15 protein-coding genes are annotated in these 15,784 nt (G+C 69.3%); 13 read left to right on the top strand and 2 right to left on the bottom strand.

Annotation, left to right across the window (positions count from 1 at the left end):
• Positions 1-16 precede the first annotated feature (16 nt).
• The 13 genes from COA07_RS05735 (at position 17) to COA07_RS05795 (ending at position 14,477) form a co-directional block, all read left to right on the top strand.
• A complete protein-coding gene (locus COA07_RS05735; RefSeq protein WP_066708500.1) occupies positions 17-259 on the top strand; it encodes an acyl carrier protein in 243 nt (80 codons plus the stop codon).
• A gap of 5 nt (positions 260-264) precedes the next feature.
• Positions 265-1,533, top strand: coding sequence for a serine palmitoyltransferase (gene spt / locus COA07_RS05740; protein WP_066708503.1), 1,269 nt, complete (start codon positions 265-267; stop codon positions 1,531-1,533).
• A gap of 114 nt (positions 1,534-1,647) precedes the next feature.
• A complete protein-coding gene (locus COA07_RS05745; protein WP_096640709.1) occupies positions 1,648-3,540 on the top strand; it encodes an ATP-binding protein in 1,893 nt (630 codons plus the stop codon).
• Between the two features lie 88 nt (positions 3,541-3,628).
• Positions 3,629-4,828 carry an LPS export ABC transporter permease LptF gene (gene lptF / locus COA07_RS05750; protein ID WP_174525804.1) on the top strand — a complete coding sequence of 400 codons (1,200 nt, stop codon included), beginning with the start codon at positions 3,629-3,631 and terminating at the stop codon, positions 4,826-4,828.
• A complete protein-coding gene (lptG, locus tag COA07_RS05755; RefSeq protein WP_066708507.1) occupies positions 4,828-5,925 on the top strand; it encodes an LPS export ABC transporter permease LptG in 1,098 nt (365 codons plus the stop codon). Before lptF ends, lptG begins: the two co-directional genes overlap by 1 nt.
• A 160-nt stretch (positions 5,926-6,085) precedes the next feature.
• On the top strand, positions 6,086-6,517 hold the full coding sequence (rplK, locus tag COA07_RS05760; protein WP_066708510.1) for a 50S ribosomal protein L11: 432 nt from the start codon (positions 6,086-6,088) through the stop codon (positions 6,515-6,517).
• A 4-nt stretch (positions 6,518-6,521) separates the two neighbouring features.
• Positions 6,522-7,214, top strand: coding sequence for a 50S ribosomal protein L1 (gene rplA / locus COA07_RS05765; RefSeq protein WP_066708513.1), 693 nt, complete (start codon positions 6,522-6,524; stop codon positions 7,212-7,214).
• A 267-nt stretch (positions 7,215-7,481) separates the two neighbouring features.
• Positions 7,482-8,651 (top strand): alpha-hydroxy-acid oxidizing protein, encoded by a 1,170-nt coding sequence (locus tag COA07_RS05770; RefSeq protein WP_066708517.1) that lies wholly within the window; start codon positions 7,482-7,484, stop codon positions 8,649-8,651.
• Positions 8,652-9,097: 446 nt separating this feature from the next.
• The gene (gene opgC / locus COA07_RS05775; RefSeq protein WP_066708520.1) at positions 9,098-10,192 is read left to right on the top strand and encodes an OpgC domain-containing protein; all 1,095 of its coding nucleotides are present in this window, start codon (positions 9,098-9,100) and stop codon (positions 10,190-10,192) included.
• On the top strand, positions 10,192-11,271 hold the full coding sequence (locus tag COA07_RS05780; protein ID WP_066708526.1) for a lactonase family protein: 1,080 nt from the start codon (positions 10,192-10,194) through the stop codon (positions 11,269-11,271). The genes opgC and COA07_RS05780 overlap by 1 nt, the downstream gene beginning before the upstream one ends.
• A gap of 60 nt (positions 11,272-11,331) precedes the next feature.
• A complete protein-coding gene (gene ychF, locus COA07_RS05785; RefSeq protein ID WP_066708529.1) occupies positions 11,332-12,432 on the top strand; it encodes a redox-regulated ATPase YchF in 1,101 nt (366 codons plus the stop codon).
• Between the two features lie 258 nt (positions 12,433-12,690).
• Complete coding sequence (locus COA07_RS05790) at positions 12,691-14,007, top strand: alkaline phosphatase family protein (protein ID WP_066708532.1); 1,317 nt, start codon at positions 12,691-12,693, stop codon at positions 14,005-14,007.
• Positions 14,008-14,030: 23 nt separating this feature from the next.
• Positions 14,031-14,477: a MaoC family dehydratase gene (locus tag COA07_RS05795; RefSeq protein WP_066708534.1), complete on the top strand. Its 447-nt coding sequence runs from the start codon at positions 14,031-14,033 to the stop codon at positions 14,475-14,477.
• 3 nt (positions 14,478-14,480) lie between these two features.
• On the opposite strand, the gene COA07_RS05800 is transcribed toward COA07_RS05795, so the two are convergent.
• Entirely contained in the window at positions 14,481-15,053 is a 573-nt protein-coding gene (locus COA07_RS05800) for a hypothetical protein (protein ID WP_066708540.1), read from the bottom strand.
• A gap of 99 nt (positions 15,054-15,152) precedes the next feature.
• Positions 15,153-15,698, bottom strand: coding sequence for an adenine phosphoribosyltransferase (locus COA07_RS05805; RefSeq protein ID WP_066708543.1), 546 nt, complete (start codon positions 15,696-15,698; stop codon positions 15,153-15,155).
• Between the last annotated feature and the right edge of the window lie 86 nt (positions 15,699-15,784).

Below are 15,784 nucleotides of genomic sequence, written 5' to 3' on the forward strand. Positions count from 1 at the left end.
CGGCCACGGAGGCTCCATGACCGACCGCACCGCCATCATCGACACGCTCAAGGCGCAGATCGAACCCTTCAACAAGAAGGGCATCACCGTGACCGAGGCGACCAGCTTCCAGGGCGACCTGGAATGGGATTCGCTGACCGTCATGGACTTCGTCGCCGCGATCGAGGACGAATTCGACATCATCATCACGATGAACATGCAGGCAGAGATCGAGACGGTCGGCCAGCTGGCCGATGCGGTCGCCAAGCTGAAGGGCTGAAGAGGATGACCGAAGCGGGCCTTGCCGCCGACACGCTCCCCGCCGAAGCGCCCGTGGTGGCGCCGGAGCGCGACCTGTTCTCCAAGTTCGATCCGCTGATCGCGGAACGTGCCGCGCTGATGGCGTCGGGCGTGCGCGATCCGTTCGGCATCGTCATGGAGCGCGTGCTCGGCCCGACCACCGCGGTCATCAAGGGGCGCGAGACGATCCTGCTCGGCACCTACAATTACATGGGCATGACCTTCGACGCGGACGTGATCGCCGCGGGCAAGGCCGCGCTCGACCAGTTCGGCAGCGGCACCAACGGCAGCCGGATGCTCAACGGCACCTTCCGCGACCATGTCGAGGCGGAGGAGGCGCTGAAGGAATTCTACGGCGCCGATCACGCGATGGTCTTCTCGACCGGATATCAGGCGAACCTGGGCACCATCTCGACGATGGCGGCGCGCGGCGAATATGTCATCCTCGACGCCGACAGCCACGCCTCGATCTACGACGGCTGCAAGATGGGCGATGCGGAGGTCGTGCGCTTCCGCCACAATTCGGTCGAGGATCTCGACAAGCGACTCGGCCGCCTGCCCGCCGAACCGGGCAAGCTGGTAGTGCTGGAGGGCGTCTATTCGATGCTGGGCGACATCGCCCCGCTGAAGGAGATGGTCGCGGTCGCGAAGAAGCACGGCGCGATGGTGCTGGTGGACGAAGCGCATTCGATGGGCTTCTTCGGCGAGCATGGCCGCGGCGTGTACGAGGAACAGGGGCTGCAGCTGGGCACCGACGTCGATTTCGTCATCGGCACCTTCTCCAAGTCGGTCGGCACGGTCGGCGGCTTCTGCATCTCCAACCATCCGAAGTTCGAGGCGATGCGCTTTTCGTGCCGCCCGTACATCTTCACCGCGTCGCTGCCGCCGTCGGTGGTGGCGACCGCCGCCACATCGATCCGCAAGCTGATGACCGCCGCGGACAAGCGCCGCCGGCTGTGGGACAACGCCCGCCAGCTGCACGGCGGTCTTACCGCACTCGGCTTCCGGCTGGGCACGACCGCGCCGGATTCGGCGATCGTCGCGGTGATCCTCAACGATCAGGAACAGGCAGTGCTGATGTGGCAGGCGCTGTTGGAGGCCGGGCTGTACGTCAACGTCGCGCGCCCGCCCGCCACGCCCGCGGGCATGTTCCTGCTGCGCTGTTCGCTGTGCGCCGAACACACCACCGAACAGCTCGATCGCGTGATCGGCATGTTCGCCGCGGCGGGTAAAGCCGTCGGCGCGATCGGCTGATCGGCTCTTCCCCGCAACAGGGCAACACGATACGCTGCGCCGGTGAACGACGTCGATAGTGCCGTGGCCCGTGGGGGGCTGGTATCGGCCTGGCGGACCATCACCCTGTCGGTGATGGCCTTGGCAGGCGCGGTGGTCCTTGCCGCGCTCGTCATCACCCTGGGCGAGGCGAACCGGCAACGCGACCGCGCGCTCGCGGCGCAGCGGCACAGCTATGACGTGATGATTCTGGCGCGCACGCTGCAGGGGACGATCGGCCGGTCGGAGGCATCGCTGGGCCGCTATGTCGTGTCCGGCGACCAGCAGCTGGGGCGGCTGTATTTCGAGGACTGGCGCCGCGCGGGCGAGACGATCAACCGGCTGGAAAAGCTCGCCGGCGACAATCCGACCCAGCGCGTGCACCTCGCCGACCTGCGCGCCGCCTTCCAGCAGCGCGGCGGCGAACTGGCCGCGACCGCGCTGGAAACGAACTACCGGCGCAACGACCAGGCGCTGTCGCGCTACTGGCAATTGCGCCAGACCGAATCGCTGGAGGCGATCAACGCCGCGCTGACCGGGCTGATCGCCGACGAACGCATGCTGCTGGAGGCGCGCACGTCGCAGGCGCTCGCCTCGGTCCGGCGGTCCACCACCATCGCCAAGGTGCTGGCGGTGTTCGGCGTCCTGCTGGTGCTGGGCGCGATCGCGATGGGCTGGATCATGGTCCGCGCGCTCGCCGATCGCGCGATCGCCCGCGCCGAGGCGGACGAGGAACGCGAGCGGGCCGACGAACTCGCCGCCGCCGTCGAACAGGCCACGGCCGAGCTGCGCGCGCAGGAGGCACGCCTGCGCCAGGTGCAGAAGATGGAGGCGGTCGGCCAGCTGACCGGCGGCATCGCGCACGATTTCAACAATATGCTGGCGGTCGTTCTCGGCGGACTGGAACTGGCGCAGCGCCACCTGCTTCGCGATCCGGCGCAGGCCGCACGGCATCTGGACAGCGCGCACGAAGGCGCGCACCGCGCCGCCGCGCTGACCAGCCGGCTGCTCGCCTTCGCGCGCGAAACCGCGATCAATCCGGAGCCGATCTGCGCCGGTGCGCTGTTCTCGGGCCTGTCGGACCTGCTCAGCCGCACGCTGGGCGACGGCATCACCGTGACCTTCCACGACGACAGCCAGGGCTGGTGCACCCGTGCGGATCGCGTCCAGCTGGAGAATGTCATCGTCAACTTGGCGGTGAATGCGCGCGACGCGATGGAGGGGCGCGGCACCCTGTCGATCGCGGCGCGCTGCGCCAGCTTCGCGGCCGCGCACGGCCCCCGCCAGCCGGGCGACTATCTGGCGATCTCGGTGGCGGACACCGGCTGCGGCATCCCGCCCGAGGTGATCGAGCGGGTGTTCGAACCGTTCTTCACCACCAAGGCGGTCGGCAAGGGCACCGGGCTGGGCCTCAGCCAGATCTTCGCCTTCACCCAGGCGGTCGGCGGCGAGGTGTCGATCGAATCCAGCCCCGGTCGGGGCACGACCGTGTCGTTGCTGCTGCCGCGCGACGCCGCGGGCGTCAGCGCCCCGTCGATCGCGCCGCCCGCGCTCGCCCCCGTCCCCGCCGCGCCGGACATGGTCGACGTGCCCGCTCCATCGGAACTGGCCATCCTGGTGGTGGAGGACGATCCGCGCGTCCTGTCGGCGACCATGGGGGCGCTGCGCGAACTGGGGCATCACCCGGTCGAGTGCAACGATGCCGCGCACGCCGGCGACATGCTGGCCACGATGCGGCACGTCGACCTGATCGTGTCCGACGTGCTGATGCCGTCGCTGACCGGGCCGGAAATGGTCGCCGTCCTGCCGGCCGCCTATGCCGGCGTGCCGGTGCTGTTCGTCACGGGGTTCGCCGGGGAAGCGGGCGGCGGGATCGACCTGGGCGGGCGCCCGGTGCTGCGCAAGCCGTTCACGCTCGCCGCGCTGGATCGCGCGGTACGCGGCGCCACCGCGGGCAGCGGGACGATCGAGCCGATCGCCGCGGAATAATCGCGAATTACGCTGCTGACGCGCGCCGCGCGCTTGCCTATAGCCGGGCGACCCCTGTTGCTGGCCCGTGGAGCGACCGCATCCGATCATGACCTCGCTCGACCGTTACATGGCCCGGCTGATCGCGCTGCCGCTGTTCGCGACACTGCTGATCGCCTCGATGCTGCTGATCCTCGACCGCATCGGGCGGCTGTTCGATTTCGTCATCACGCAGGGCGGGCCGGTGGCGGTCGTGTGGCGGATGCTCGCCAACCTGCTGCCCGAATATCTCGGGCTGGGCATCCCGATCGGGTTGCTGCTCGGCATCCTGCTCGCCTTCCGCCGGCTGGCCACCTCCAGCGAGCTGGACGTGATGCGCGGCGTGGGGATGAGCTACCCGCGGCTGCTGCGCGTGCCGTACATGTATGCGATGGTGCTGGCCGCGCTGAACATCGCGATCGTCGGCTATGTCCAGCCGCTGGCGCGCTACAATTACGAAAAGCTGCGCTTCGAGCTGCGCACCGGCGCGCTCGGTGCGTCGATCAAGGTGGGCGAGTTCACGCATTTGGGCGATCGCATGACGCTGCGCATCGAACGCAGCCAGGACAGCGGGCGCAAGCTGTCGGGCATCTTCGTCCATGCCGATACGCCGCAGAACGACTGGGTCGGCGTCACGGCCGAAAGCGGGCAGTTCCTGGCGACCGACGATCCCAACGTCATCGTCTTCCGCCTGACCAACGGCACGCTGATCCACAACCGCCCGGATTTCCGCACCCCGCGCGTGCTCAGCTTCACCGTCCACGATCTGCCGATCAACCTGCCCAAGTTCGAAAGCTTCCGCACGCGCGGGGGCGAGAATCTGGAATATACGCTGCCGCAGCTGGCCCAGCTGGGACATTCCCCCTCCGCCAGCGAGGAATTGCGCGACGCCAGCCGCGCCGAATTCCACTTCCGCATCGTGGAGGTGGCGATGATGTTCCTGCTGCCGCTGCTCGCCGTCGCGCTGGGGGTGCCGCCGAAACGCTCCAGTTCGGCGCTCGGCGTCTTCCTGGCGATCGTGATGGTCGTCACCTATCACAAGGTGAACCAATATGGCGCCTCGCTGGGCGAACGCGGCACGGTCGATCCGCTGATCGCCCTGTGGGTGCCGTTCGCGCTGTTCGGCGCGATCATCCTGTGGATGTACCATATGATCGCCAACGTCCCCGGCGGCCAGCCGATCGGCGCGCTGGAACGCTTCTTCGGCAAGATCTGGAGCACGATCGTGCGCTATTTGCCCGGACGGCTGCGGCGGGAGGCGCGCGGCTGATGCTGTCGTCCTTCTTCCCGTCGCGCACCATCGCGCTCTACATGGGCAGGCTGTTCCTGACCCGCACCTTCGGCATCCTGTTCGGGCTGGTGCTGATCCTCCAGACGCTCGACCTGCTCAGCGAAAGCGGCCGCGTGCTGGCCGCGCCGGGCAACGGCGATGCGGAAATCTGGCGCTACGTCTCGCTGCGCGTGCCGCAGATCGTGTCGACCTTCCTGCCCTTTTCGGTGCTGCTCGGCACGATCCTGACGCTCATCACCATGAACGCCAACAGCGAGGTGGTGGCGCTGAAGGCCGGCGGGCTGTCCGCGCATCAGGTGCTGGCGCCGCTGCTGGTCGCCAGCCTGGGCGTCGCGCTGCTCACCTTCGCGTTTAACGACCGCATCGTCAGCCGCGCCACCGCGGAGCTGTCGACGTGGCAGGACGTCAACTACGGCCCGATGCCGGTCGATCGCGGCGACCGGTCGAACGTCTGGGTGCGCTCGGGCGACGATCTGATCCAGGCGGATCGGATCGCCGGGCGCGGCAACGACGCGCGGCTGGGCGGCGTGACCGTCTACGAGCGCAACCCCGGCGGCGGCCTGCGCGGGATGATCGCCGCGCCGCATGGCGTGCGCGACGGCGACGGCTGGCGGATCTGGCCGGCGAAGCGCTTCGACGTCGCGTCGGGCGCGGTGACGCAGCTGGGGCAGACGATCGTCGGGCGCGGCGTCACGCCCGATCAGTTCACGCTGTCGAACGTCGACGGCGACGCGCTGTCCTTCGCCGGCCTGCGCGCCGCGATCGCCGATTTGGCGGAGGCCGGGCGCCCCACCAAGTCCCTGGAAGGCGTGCTGTGGCACAAATTATCCGGGCCGTTGTCGTCGATGCTGATGCCGCTGCTGGGCGCGGTCGCCGCGTTCGGCATCGCGCGGTCGGGGGCGCTGTTCATCCGCGCGGTGATCGGCATGGCGCTGGGCTTCGCCTATTTCGTCGCCGACCGGTTCGCGCTGGCGATGGGCAATCTGGGCGCCTATCCGCCGTTCCTGGCGGCCTGGGCGCCGTTCCTGCTGTTCCTGCTGATCGGCGAGGCGGTGCTGCTGCGCACCGAGGAATAGCCGACCGGCTTGCATTTTGCGGGCGGCTGCTGTAGGCGCCCGCGCTTCCAACGCACATGGCCGAGGAAAGCTCTGCGGGAGGGTGCGGTGACGCGCCCGCTCGGACCGCTCGACTTGAAACGGGGCGTCCTGTCCGCAGGCGCCCGGAATAGAGAGTGACATGGCAAAGAAGATCACAGGTTACATCAAGCTGCAGGTGCCCGCCGGCGCTGCCAACCCGTCGCCGCCGATCGGCCCGGCGCTGGGTCAGCGCGGCGTGAACATCATGGAATTCTGCAAGGCGTTCAACGCGCAGACCGGCGACATGGAAAAGGGCGCGCCCCTTCCCACCGTCATCACCGTCTATGCCGACCGCAGCTTCTCGTTCGTCACCAAGACGCCGCCGGCGACCTTCCTCATCAAGAAGGCCGCGAACCTGAAGTCGGGCTCGAAGGAGCCGGGCAAGGTATCCGCGGGCAAGATCAAGCGGTCGCAGCTGGCCGAGATCGCCGAGACCAAGATGAAGGATCTCAACGCTAACGATATCGAGGCGGCGACCCGCATCATCGAAGGTTCGGCCCGCGCGATGGGCCTCGAAGTGGTGGAGGGCTGAGACCGTGGCGAAGCTGACCAAGAAGCAGAAGGCCATCACCGTCGACCGTGAGAAGCTGCACGGCGTGGACGAGGCGATCGCGCTGGCGAAGTCGGGCGCGACGTCGAAGTTCGACGAGACGATCGAGATCGCGATGAACCTGGGCGTCGATCCGCGTCACGCCGACCAGATGGTCCGCGGCGTCGTCACGCTGCCGGCCGGCACCGGCAAGACCGTGCGCGTCGGCGTGTTCGCCAAGGGCGCGAAGGCCGACGAGGCACGCGCCGCGGGTGCGGACGTCGTCGGGGCCGAGGATCTGATGGAAACCGTCCAGGGCGGCACCATCGAATTCGACCGCTGCATCGCGACCCCGGACATGATGGGCGTCGTCGGCCGGCTGGGCAAGGTACTGGGTCCCAAGGGTCTGATGCCGAACCCGAAGCTGGGCACCGTGACGATGAACGTCGCCGAGGCGGTGAAGGCGGCCAAGGGCGGCCAGGTGGAATATCGCGTCGAAAAGACCGGCATCATCCACTCGGGCATCGGCAAGGCGTCGTTCGCGCAGGAAGACCTGCGCCGCAACTTCGACGCGCTGGTCGACGCGGTGGTGAAGGCCAAGCCGTCGGGCGCCAAGGGCAAGTACGTCAAGAAGATCGCCGTCAGCTCCACCATGGGCGCGGGCATCAAGGTCGACGTCGCCGAGGTCGCGGGCGCGTAAGCCCCACGATAACGGACCGGGAAAGGGGCCGGGGGGACACATCCCCCGGCCCTTTTTCGTATCCCCGTCATCCCAAGCCTCGCGTCCGTCATCGCCGCCTGGCTCTCCGGCGCGCGCCCCTCCCCGTCATCCCGGCGAAGGCCGGGATCTCCCGGTGACGTTCGCGACACCGCCCCGAAAGACCCCAGCTTTCGCTGGGGTGACGCCTCCCCCCACTTCCCTTTCGCCCCGCGACCCGCCACTCTCCCGCGCCAGAGGAGAGGAACCATGCCGCATTACGGCGATCTGCAGACCGCCATCTATTCCGCAGGCCTGTCGGGCATCCAGCCGACGCTGCCGGTCGATTTCGCGACGCTGCGAGCGCGTGCCGAGGCCGCGATGCCACCGTCGGTGCTCAACTACGTCCAGGGCGGCTGCGGCGACGAATGGACGCAGGACCAGAACGCCGCCGCGTTCCGCCATTGGGGGATGGTGCCGCGGATGATGGTCGACTGCACCACGCGCGACCTGTCGGCGACCTTGTTCGGGCGCTCCCTGCCCTCCCCGCTGTTCATGGCGCCGATCGGCGTCACCGGGATCGTCACGCAGGACGGGCATGGCGATATCGCCGCGGCGCGGGCGTCGGCGGCCACCGGCGTGCCGCTGTGCGCCTCCACGCTCGCCAACGATCCGCTGGAGGAGGTGAAGCGCGCGTGCGGGGACACCCCCGCGCTGTTCCAGCTCTACACCCCGCGCGACCCGGACGTCGCCGCCAGCCTGGTGTCGCGGGCGGAGGCGGCGGGTTACGACGCGATCGTCGTCACGCTCGACACCTGGGTCACCGGCTGGCGCCCGCGCGACCTCAACGTATCGAACTTTCCGCAGCTGCGCGGCCACGTCCTCACCAATTACTTCACCGATCCGGCGTTCCTGAAACTGCTCGCCAAGCCGCCGCAGGACGATCTGCGCGCCGCGGTCGGCACGTGGGGCGCGACCTTCGGCAAGGTGCTGACCTGGGACGACATGGGGTGGCTGAAATCGCTGACGCGCCTGCCGATCGTGCTGAAGGGCATCTGCCACCCCGACGATGCCTCGCGCGCGATCGATTGCGGGGCGGACGGCATCTACGTGTCCAACCACGGCGGGCGGCAGGCGAACGGCGGGATCGCCGCGATCGACATGCTGCCCGCGGTGGCAGAGGCGGTGCGCGGGCGCGTGCCGGTATTGTTCGACAGCGGCATCCGATCGGGCAGCGACGTGGTGAAGGCGATCGCGCTCGGTGCCGATATGGTCGGGGTCGGCCGCCCGTACAGCTATGGGCTGGCGCTGGGCGGCGCGGACGGCGCCGCGCACGTCCTGCGCTGCCTGCTGGCGGAGGCGGACCTGCTGATGGCGGTCAACGGCCTGCCCACGCTGGCGGCGGTACGCCGCGCGGGGGCAGTGCGGACGGATCGGTAGCGAGCGGCCACGCCGCCCTTCCGTCATGCCGGCCCCTTCGACGCCGCTCTGTAGGGTGACATGCCACCCGTCACCCCGGCGAAGGCGGAACCTTAGCGAAACCCACACCGTCATGCCGGACCTGTTCCGGCATCCATGTCTCCCCGAACGCACAAGCCGTTGCTTTCGCGGCACAATGGACCCGGAACAAGTCCGGGGTGACGGAGGGGAGCGGCGGTAGTACCGACTTCTTCAAGGGTCCGGCGAACGCCGGGGTCCGGTGTGCCGCATACGCAACGAGTCATGCGTGTGGGGAAACATGGATGCCGGAACGGGTCCGGCATGACGGGGGGATATTCGCAGAGGTTTCGAACACGTCGGAGTGACGGGTTCATGCCCCCCGGGACCCCACGCCCGGCACCGGCGTTACGCCCACGAACCAATCCACCGCCACGGGAGCGCCCGCCATGGAGCGCGAACCGCGCATCGACATCGTGCGCGGCATCGCCATCGTCACGATCTTCCTCAACCACCTGACGCAGGTCGTCGAATTCGCCGGCTATCGCGGGTGGATGATTCCCACGCCGACCCGCTACGGCTTCTCCACCGCGGCCGAACTGTTCGTCGTCATGTCGGGCTATATGGTCGGGCTGGTCTATCTGCGCCGCCCGCATCCCGCGCGCGCGATCGTCCGCCGCGCGGGCACCTTGTGGCTGTACGACATGGTGCTGCTGGCGATCGTGCTGCCGATCGGCCTGGCGATGACGGCGGGGGAATTGGCGTTCTGGCGGCTCGACGCCTTCCGAACCGCCCCCATCACCGCGACCGCGCGCTTCGCGCTGCTGCAATCCGCGCCGCGGCTGCTCGACATCCTACAACTCTATATCTCGCTGATGCTGCTCGCGCCCGTGGCGATGGCACTTCATGCCCGCGCCCCGCGCGCGGTGATCCCGCTGTCGGTGGCGCTTTGGATCGCGGCGCAGGCGATCACGTGGCGCGCCATCGCGGTCGACCCAGCCGCCGACCTGGGCACGGCCGTGTCGCTTGCCGCGTGGCAGATGCTGTTCTTCGTCCCCATGGCGCTCGGCGCGCGATCGGCGCATCGCGCGCTGTTCGGCTGGCTGGACGGGCACCGCCCCGCGCTGATCGCGATCGTCGCGCTCGTGATCGCCGCCGGGGCCGTCCGCCAGCTTCAGGAAGCGCAATGGCTTGCGCGGCCGTGGTGGCTGGAGGCGCCGCTGGGTCTCCACCCCCTGCGCGTCGCGCACGCGGTGCTGATGCTGCTGTTCTACGCCGCCGTGCTGACCGCGCTGCGCCCATGGCTCGCGCGCCAGCCGTGGCGCGCGCTGGCGGCGATCGGGCGCCACAGCCTCGATTGCTTCGCGGGCGGGGTGGTGCTCACCTATGCGCTCGGCACGTTGTGGCTGCGCGTGGGTGGCGGCTATCCGGCCTATTACGCGCTGACGCTGGTCGGGGTCGCCGCCACCGTCGCGCTCGCTTATGCGCGGGATGCGCGCGCGGCACGGTTGCGCGGCGCGCGGGCACCGTCCATCACCGCGTGATGACGACACGACGCGATCTGCTCGGCGGCCTGGCCGCCACCACGTTGCTGCCCGCCCTCCCCGCCCGCGCGCGCAGTGCGGCGCTTCCCGCACTGATCGCCGGCACCTATGCCAACGAAGGGGGCGCGGGCCTCTACACGCTCGCCCCCGCGGGCGCCGGCTGGCGCGTCGGGCCGGCCGCGCCGCTGACCGGCATCTCCTTCGGGGTTACGCACGGCGCGCATCGTTATCTGGCGAAGGAACAGGCGAAGGGCCGGCTGATCGTCACCGACCGGCGCGCGCGCGTGCTGGCCGACGTGGCGAGCGGCGGCGACGATCCCTGCCATGTCGCGGTCAGCCCGGATGCGCGCGCGCTGGCGGTCGCCAATTATTCGTCGGGCACGGTATCGGTCTGGCCGCTCGGGCGCGACGGCCGCCCCGGCGCGCCCACCGTCCGCCAGCAGCACGGCACCGGCCCGAACACGGATCGTCAGGCCGGACCGCACGCGCACTGGGTCGGCTTCACCCGCGACGCTCGCCGGCTCCACGCCGTCGACCTGGGGGCGGATGCGATATTCGCCTATGACATCGCCGGCGCGGTGCCCGGCCAACCGCGCGTCGCGTGGCGCGCCCCCGCCGGCGCCGGGCCGCGGCATCTGGCGCATCACCCGCGCCTGCCGATCGCCTATGTCGTCACCGAACTGGGCAACACGCTGGTGACGCTGGACGCGCATACCGACGGCACGTTCGCGACGCGCAGCACGCAATCGCTGCTGCCGGCGGGCTTTTCCGGCGCCTCCTTCGCCGCGCATCTTGCGATCGACGCGCGCGGGCGGCGGCTTTACGCCTCCAACCGCGGGCATGACAGTGTCGCGGTGTTCGATCTCGCCGCGGACGGCACCCCGCGCCTGATCCAGCATATCGCCAGCGGCGGGCACTGGCCGCGCTTCTTTCTGCTGCTGGAAGATCAGGCGCGCTGCCTGGTGGCCAACGAACGCAGCGGCACCGTGGCGGTGTTCCGCATCCTTCCCGACGGCCGGCTGGCGGCGACCGGGCAGGTGCTGGCGGTGCCCGGCGTGGTCTTCCTCGATCGCGCCTAGCGTTCCGCGCCCCGCTCGCCTATCTGGCGCGCTGTTTCCTTCTTTCGCACAGGCATCATCATGGGTTTCCGCTGCGGCATCGTGGGCCTGCCCAACGTCGGCAAGTCCACCCTCTTCAACGCGCTGACCGAAACGGCCGCGGCGCAGGCGGCCAATTATCCGTTCTGCACGATCGAACCGAACGTCGGCAACGTCGGCGTCCCCGATCCGCGCCTGGCGAAGCTGGCGGCGATCGCGGGGTCGGCCAAGATCATCGAAACCCAGCTCGGCTTCGTCGATATCGCCGGGCTGGTGCGCGGCGCCAGCAAGGGCGAAGGACTGGGCAACCAGTTCCTGGGCAACATCCGTGAGGTGGACGCGATCGTCCACGTCCTGCGCTGTTTCGAGAATGACGACATCCAGCATGTCGACAACCGCGTCGATCCCATTGCGGACGCGGAGACGGTCGAGACCGAGCTGATGCTGTCCGACCTCGAAAGCCTGGAGAAGCGCGTCCCCAACCTCGCCAAGAAGGGGCAGCAGGGCGACAAGGAGGCGAAGCTCGCCGCCGTCGTGCTCGGCCGCGCGCTCGACCTGCTGCGCGACGGCAAGCCCGCGCGCCTGACCGAGGCGAACGACGTCGAGGAACGCCGCGTGCTCGATCAGGCGCAGCTGCTCACCGCCAAGCCGGTCCTCTACGTGTGCAACGTGAACGAGGAAGACGCCGCCGACGGCAACGCGCTGTCGCAGAAGGTGTTCGACAAGGCCAAGGCGGAGGGCGCGCAGGCGGTCGTCGTCTCCGCCGCGATCGAGGCGGAGATCGCGACGATGCCGCATGAGGATCGCGGCGAATTCCTCGCCGAACTGGGGCTGGTGGAAACCGGCCTCGCCCGCGTCATCCGTGCGGGGTATGAACTGCTCCACCTGCTCACCTTCTTCACCGTCGGGCCGAAGGAAGCGCGCGCCTGGACGGTCGAGGCCGGGTCGAAGGCGCCGCAGGCCGCCGGCGCGATCCACTCCGATTTCGAGCGCGGCTTCATCCGCGCCGAAACCATCGCCTTCGACGATTACGTCGCCTGCAACGGCGAAGCCGGCGCGCGCGAAGCGGGCAAGCTGCGTCAGGAGGGCAAGGAATATGTCGTCCACGACGGCGACGTGATGCTGTTCCGCTTCAACGTGTGATGCCCGGGGCGGCCGGTCGTTCGGCCGCCTTGCAACCTGCTCACCGTCATGCCGGACGTGTTCCGGCATCCACCGGGCCGCGAACGCTTCGGGGGCTGAGAACCCGGCTCGGCAGACCGTAACGCACGGGTGCCCCGCGATCTGATCGCAAAACAGCGCGCAGCTGGCCCGTTGCCCCCCGCCAACCGCTCCGCACCGCCCCCTTTACCCTTCATCTGCGCTCTTTCGCCGCCCCCGTCCGCGGCGTATTGCCGCGTCATGAAGGCTCCGTTCGCATCGCTCGCCGCCGCGCTCGCCCTGTTGTCGGGATGCGCCTACCCTTACACACTGCGCGCCTTGCCGCCCGCCACCACGCCCGCACCGCCCGCAATGGCCGCGTCGGCGCCCATCGAACAGCGCCCTCCCGTCACGATCCTCGTCTCGATCGACGGATTTCGCCCCGATTATCTCGACCGCGGGGTCACGCCGAACCTCTCGCGCCTCGCCGCCGGCGGCGTCACCGCCGCGATGCGCCCCTCCTTCCCCAGCAAGACCGCGCCCAATCACTGGACGCTCGTCACCGGGCTGGTCCCCGATCATCACGGCGTCGTCGCGAACACCATCGAGGACGCCGCCCGCCCCGGCGAAACCTTCACGATGGCGAACGACGATCCCTTCTGGTGGAACGGCGGCGAACCGCTTTGGGTGACCGCGGAAAAGGCCGGGATCCGCACCGCCACCATGTTCTGGCCGGGCAGCAACGTCGCCTGGGGCGGGGTCCGCGACCCGCAATGGCCGCATCCGGTCGCCAACGGCACCCGTCCGCACGACTGGCAGGAATTCAACCAGCAGATCAGCGGCCACCAGCGCGTCGACGCCGTCATCGACTGGCTCCGCCGCCCCGCCGCCACTCGCCCCGCCTTCGTCACGCTCTATTTCGACACAGTCGACACCGCCGGCCACACCTTCGGCCCCGCTGCACCCGAAATGACCGCTGCGGTCGCGCAGGTCGACGGCTGGATCGGCGAGCTGGTCGCCGGTCTCGCCACGCTGGGTCAGCCCGCCAACCTCGTCATCGTCGCCGACCATGGCATGGCGCCGACCTCCTCGACCCGCACGATCGCGCTCGACACGATCGTCCCGCCAGCCGACGCGCGCATCATCGACACCGGCCCCTTCGCCACCTTCGTCCCGATGCCGGGCCGCGAGGATGCGGTGGCGCGCGCGCTCCTCACCCCCCATCCGCACATGCAATGCTGGCGGCGACAGGAGATACCGGCGCGCTTCCGCTACGGCACCAATCCGCGCATTCCGCCGTTCCTCTGCCTGGCGGAGGACGGCCCCGCCGGCGCCTGGACGATCAGCAAGACCGCCCCCACCAGGCCGTTCACCGGGGGCGCGCACGGTTACGACAATGACGCGGCCGACATGCGCGCGCTGTTCATCGCCAACGGCCCCGCCTTTGCGACCGGCCGGCGGATCGCGACGTTCGACAATGTCGATATCGCTCCGCTGGTCCGAGACCTGTTGGGCCTGCCGCCCGGTCAGCGGCTTGATGGTGACGACCGGCCGTTCCGGGGCGTGCTGCGCCGCTGAAGACGATAAGGAAGGGAGAGAGGATGCAATATTTCGAGGATCTGGAGATCGGCAAGGTCGCGCGGTTCGGCCGCTACGAGGTCACCCGTGAGGAGGTGATCGAATTCGCCCGCCGCTATGATCCGCAGCCTTTCCACCTTTCCGACGAGGCCGCAGCGGCGACCCATTTCGGGCGGCTGTCGGCCAGCGGTTGGCATACCTGCGCCATGACCATGGCGATGCTGGTCGCGAATCTGAAGGAGCACCGCCAAGCCGGACTGGGATCGCCCGGAATGGACGAATTGCGTTGGCTGGTCCCCGTCTATCCGGGCGACGTGCTGCGGGTTGAAAGCGAAGTGCTGGAGAAGCGCGTTTCGCAGTCCCGCCCGGAAATGGGCATCTTCAAGAGCCGCGTCACCGTGTTCAACCAGGACGATGTCGCAGTGATGTCGATGATCTCGAACGGCCTGATCCAGACCCGGCCCCGCTGATCGTCAGCGGTCGCGACGCGGCCGGAACGCCCGGTCGGGTCGCGGCGTGCGATAGCCCTGCGCCCGATTGTCACGCCGCAGGTCGCGATAGTCGCGGCGCACGTCCTGGCGATATTCGCGCCGCGCGTCGCGGCGCATGTCGCGGAACTGCCCACGGTCGATCGTCCCGGCGCGATACGCCTCGCGCCCCGACCGCACGTCCTCGCGATAGTCCTGGCGCTCCCGCCGCACATCGCGACGGAAATCCTGCCAGTTGCTGCGTACCTGGCGATTGCCCCACGCGCCGCGACGCCCCTGCCAATAGCGTTGCTGGTCGGCATTCCACCGCACCGGGCGGCGATAGCGGTCGTACACGAACCCGCCCGTACCCGGATAATAATAGTCGCCGTACCACCCGTAATAGCTCGGCGCGAAACCCCCGCCCCATCCGCCATCAGCGTAATAGGGATCGCCGTAATAGCCGCCGTTACCATAGCCGACCGATACGCCGCTGTAGCCGTAGCCGTCGGTGCATCCGGCCGTTGCGAGCATTCCGCACCCCAGCAGCGCCGCACAGGCCCATCGCGTCAGGAACATCGTCACTCTCCCGTCAGGCACGGGCGGGCGATCACGCTGCCGGCCGATGCGGACTCCGGAAGGGAACCGCCGACGCGCGCGCCGGGTTCCGGCGTGCCCTCAGTCGCCGGGGAAGTCGACCAGCGCGTGGACCGCGATGCCCTCGTCGCGCAGCCGGTCGGCGCCGCCCAGATCGGGCAGGTCGACCACGAACTGCGCCTGCGTGACAACGCCGCCCGCCTTGCGCAGCAGCCGCAGCGCCGCGCGCGCGGTGCCCCCCGTGGCGATCAGGTCGTCGACCAGCAGGACGCGCGCGCCGGGTACCAGCGCGTCGGCGTGGATCGCGATCCGGTCCTGCCCGTATTCCAGCGCGTAATCCTCCGCGATGGTCGCGCCGGGCAGCTTGCCGTCCTTGCGGATCAGCAGCACCCCGGCACGTAGCGGGATGGCGAGCGCGGCGGCGAACAGGAACCCGCGCGCCTCGATCCCCGCGACCAGATCCAGCGGGCCGTCGACCGCCTCGGCCATCCGCTCAACGCACGCCGCCAGCCCGGCCGGCGACAGCAGCAGCGTGGTGATGTCACGAAACGCGATGCCCGGCTTCGGAAAGTCGGGGATGGTGCGGATCAGCGCCCGCAGGTCGGCATTACGTTCCGGCCCGGCCATGTCGTGCTCCTCGGATGCCCGCAAACAAAAACCCCGGCACGATGGCCGGGGTCGTAAGGCGATCGGGTGCCGCCGCCGGCGGGGCG

Origin of the sequence: Sphingomonas adhaesiva (genome assembly GCF_002374855.1) — a bacterium.
Lineage (GTDB): Bacteria > Pseudomonadota > Alphaproteobacteria > Sphingomonadales > Sphingomonadaceae > Sphingomonas > Sphingomonas adhaesiva.

Coding starts and splice junctions, on each gene's coding strand:
- COA07_RS05735 (WP_066708500.1), top strand. CDS start 17: ATGACCGACCGCACCGCCATCATCGACACGCTCAAGGCGCAGATCGAA.
- spt (WP_066708503.1), top strand. CDS start 265: ATGACCGAAGCGGGCCTTGCCGCCGACACGCTCCCCGCCGAAGCGCCC.
- COA07_RS05745 (WP_096640709.1), top strand. CDS start 1,648: ATGGCCTTGGCAGGCGCGGTGGTCCTTGCCGCGCTCGTCATCACCCTG.
- lptF (WP_174525804.1), top strand. CDS start 3,629: ATGACCTCGCTCGACCGTTACATGGCCCGGCTGATCGCGCTGCCGCTG.
- lptG (WP_066708507.1), top strand. CDS start 4,828: ATGCTGTCGTCCTTCTTCCCGTCGCGCACCATCGCGCTCTACATGGGC.
- rplK (WP_066708510.1), top strand. CDS start 6,086: ATGGCAAAGAAGATCACAGGTTACATCAAGCTGCAGGTGCCCGCCGGC.
- COA07_RS05770 (WP_066708517.1), top strand. CDS start 7,482: ATGCCGCATTACGGCGATCTGCAGACCGCCATCTATTCCGCAGGCCTG.
- opgC (WP_066708520.1), top strand. CDS start 9,098: ATGGAGCGCGAACCGCGCATCGACATCGTGCGCGGCATCGCCATCGTC.
- COA07_RS05780 (WP_066708526.1), top strand. CDS start 10,192: ATGACGACACGACGCGATCTGCTCGGCGGCCTGGCCGCCACCACGTTG.
- ychF (WP_066708529.1), top strand. CDS start 11,332: ATGGGTTTCCGCTGCGGCATCGTGGGCCTGCCCAACGTCGGCAAGTCC.
- COA07_RS05790 (WP_066708532.1), top strand. CDS start 12,691: ATGAAGGCTCCGTTCGCATCGCTCGCCGCCGCGCTCGCCCTGTTGTCG.
- COA07_RS05795 (WP_066708534.1), top strand. CDS start 14,031: ATGCAATATTTCGAGGATCTGGAGATCGGCAAGGTCGCGCGGTTCGGC.
- COA07_RS05800 (WP_066708540.1), bottom strand. CDS start 15,053: ATGTTCCTGACGCGATGGGCCTGTGCGGCGCTGCTGGGGTGCGGAATG.
- COA07_RS05805 (WP_066708543.1), bottom strand. CDS start 15,698: ATGGCCGGGCCGGAACGTAATGCCGACCTGCGGGCGCTGATCCGCACC.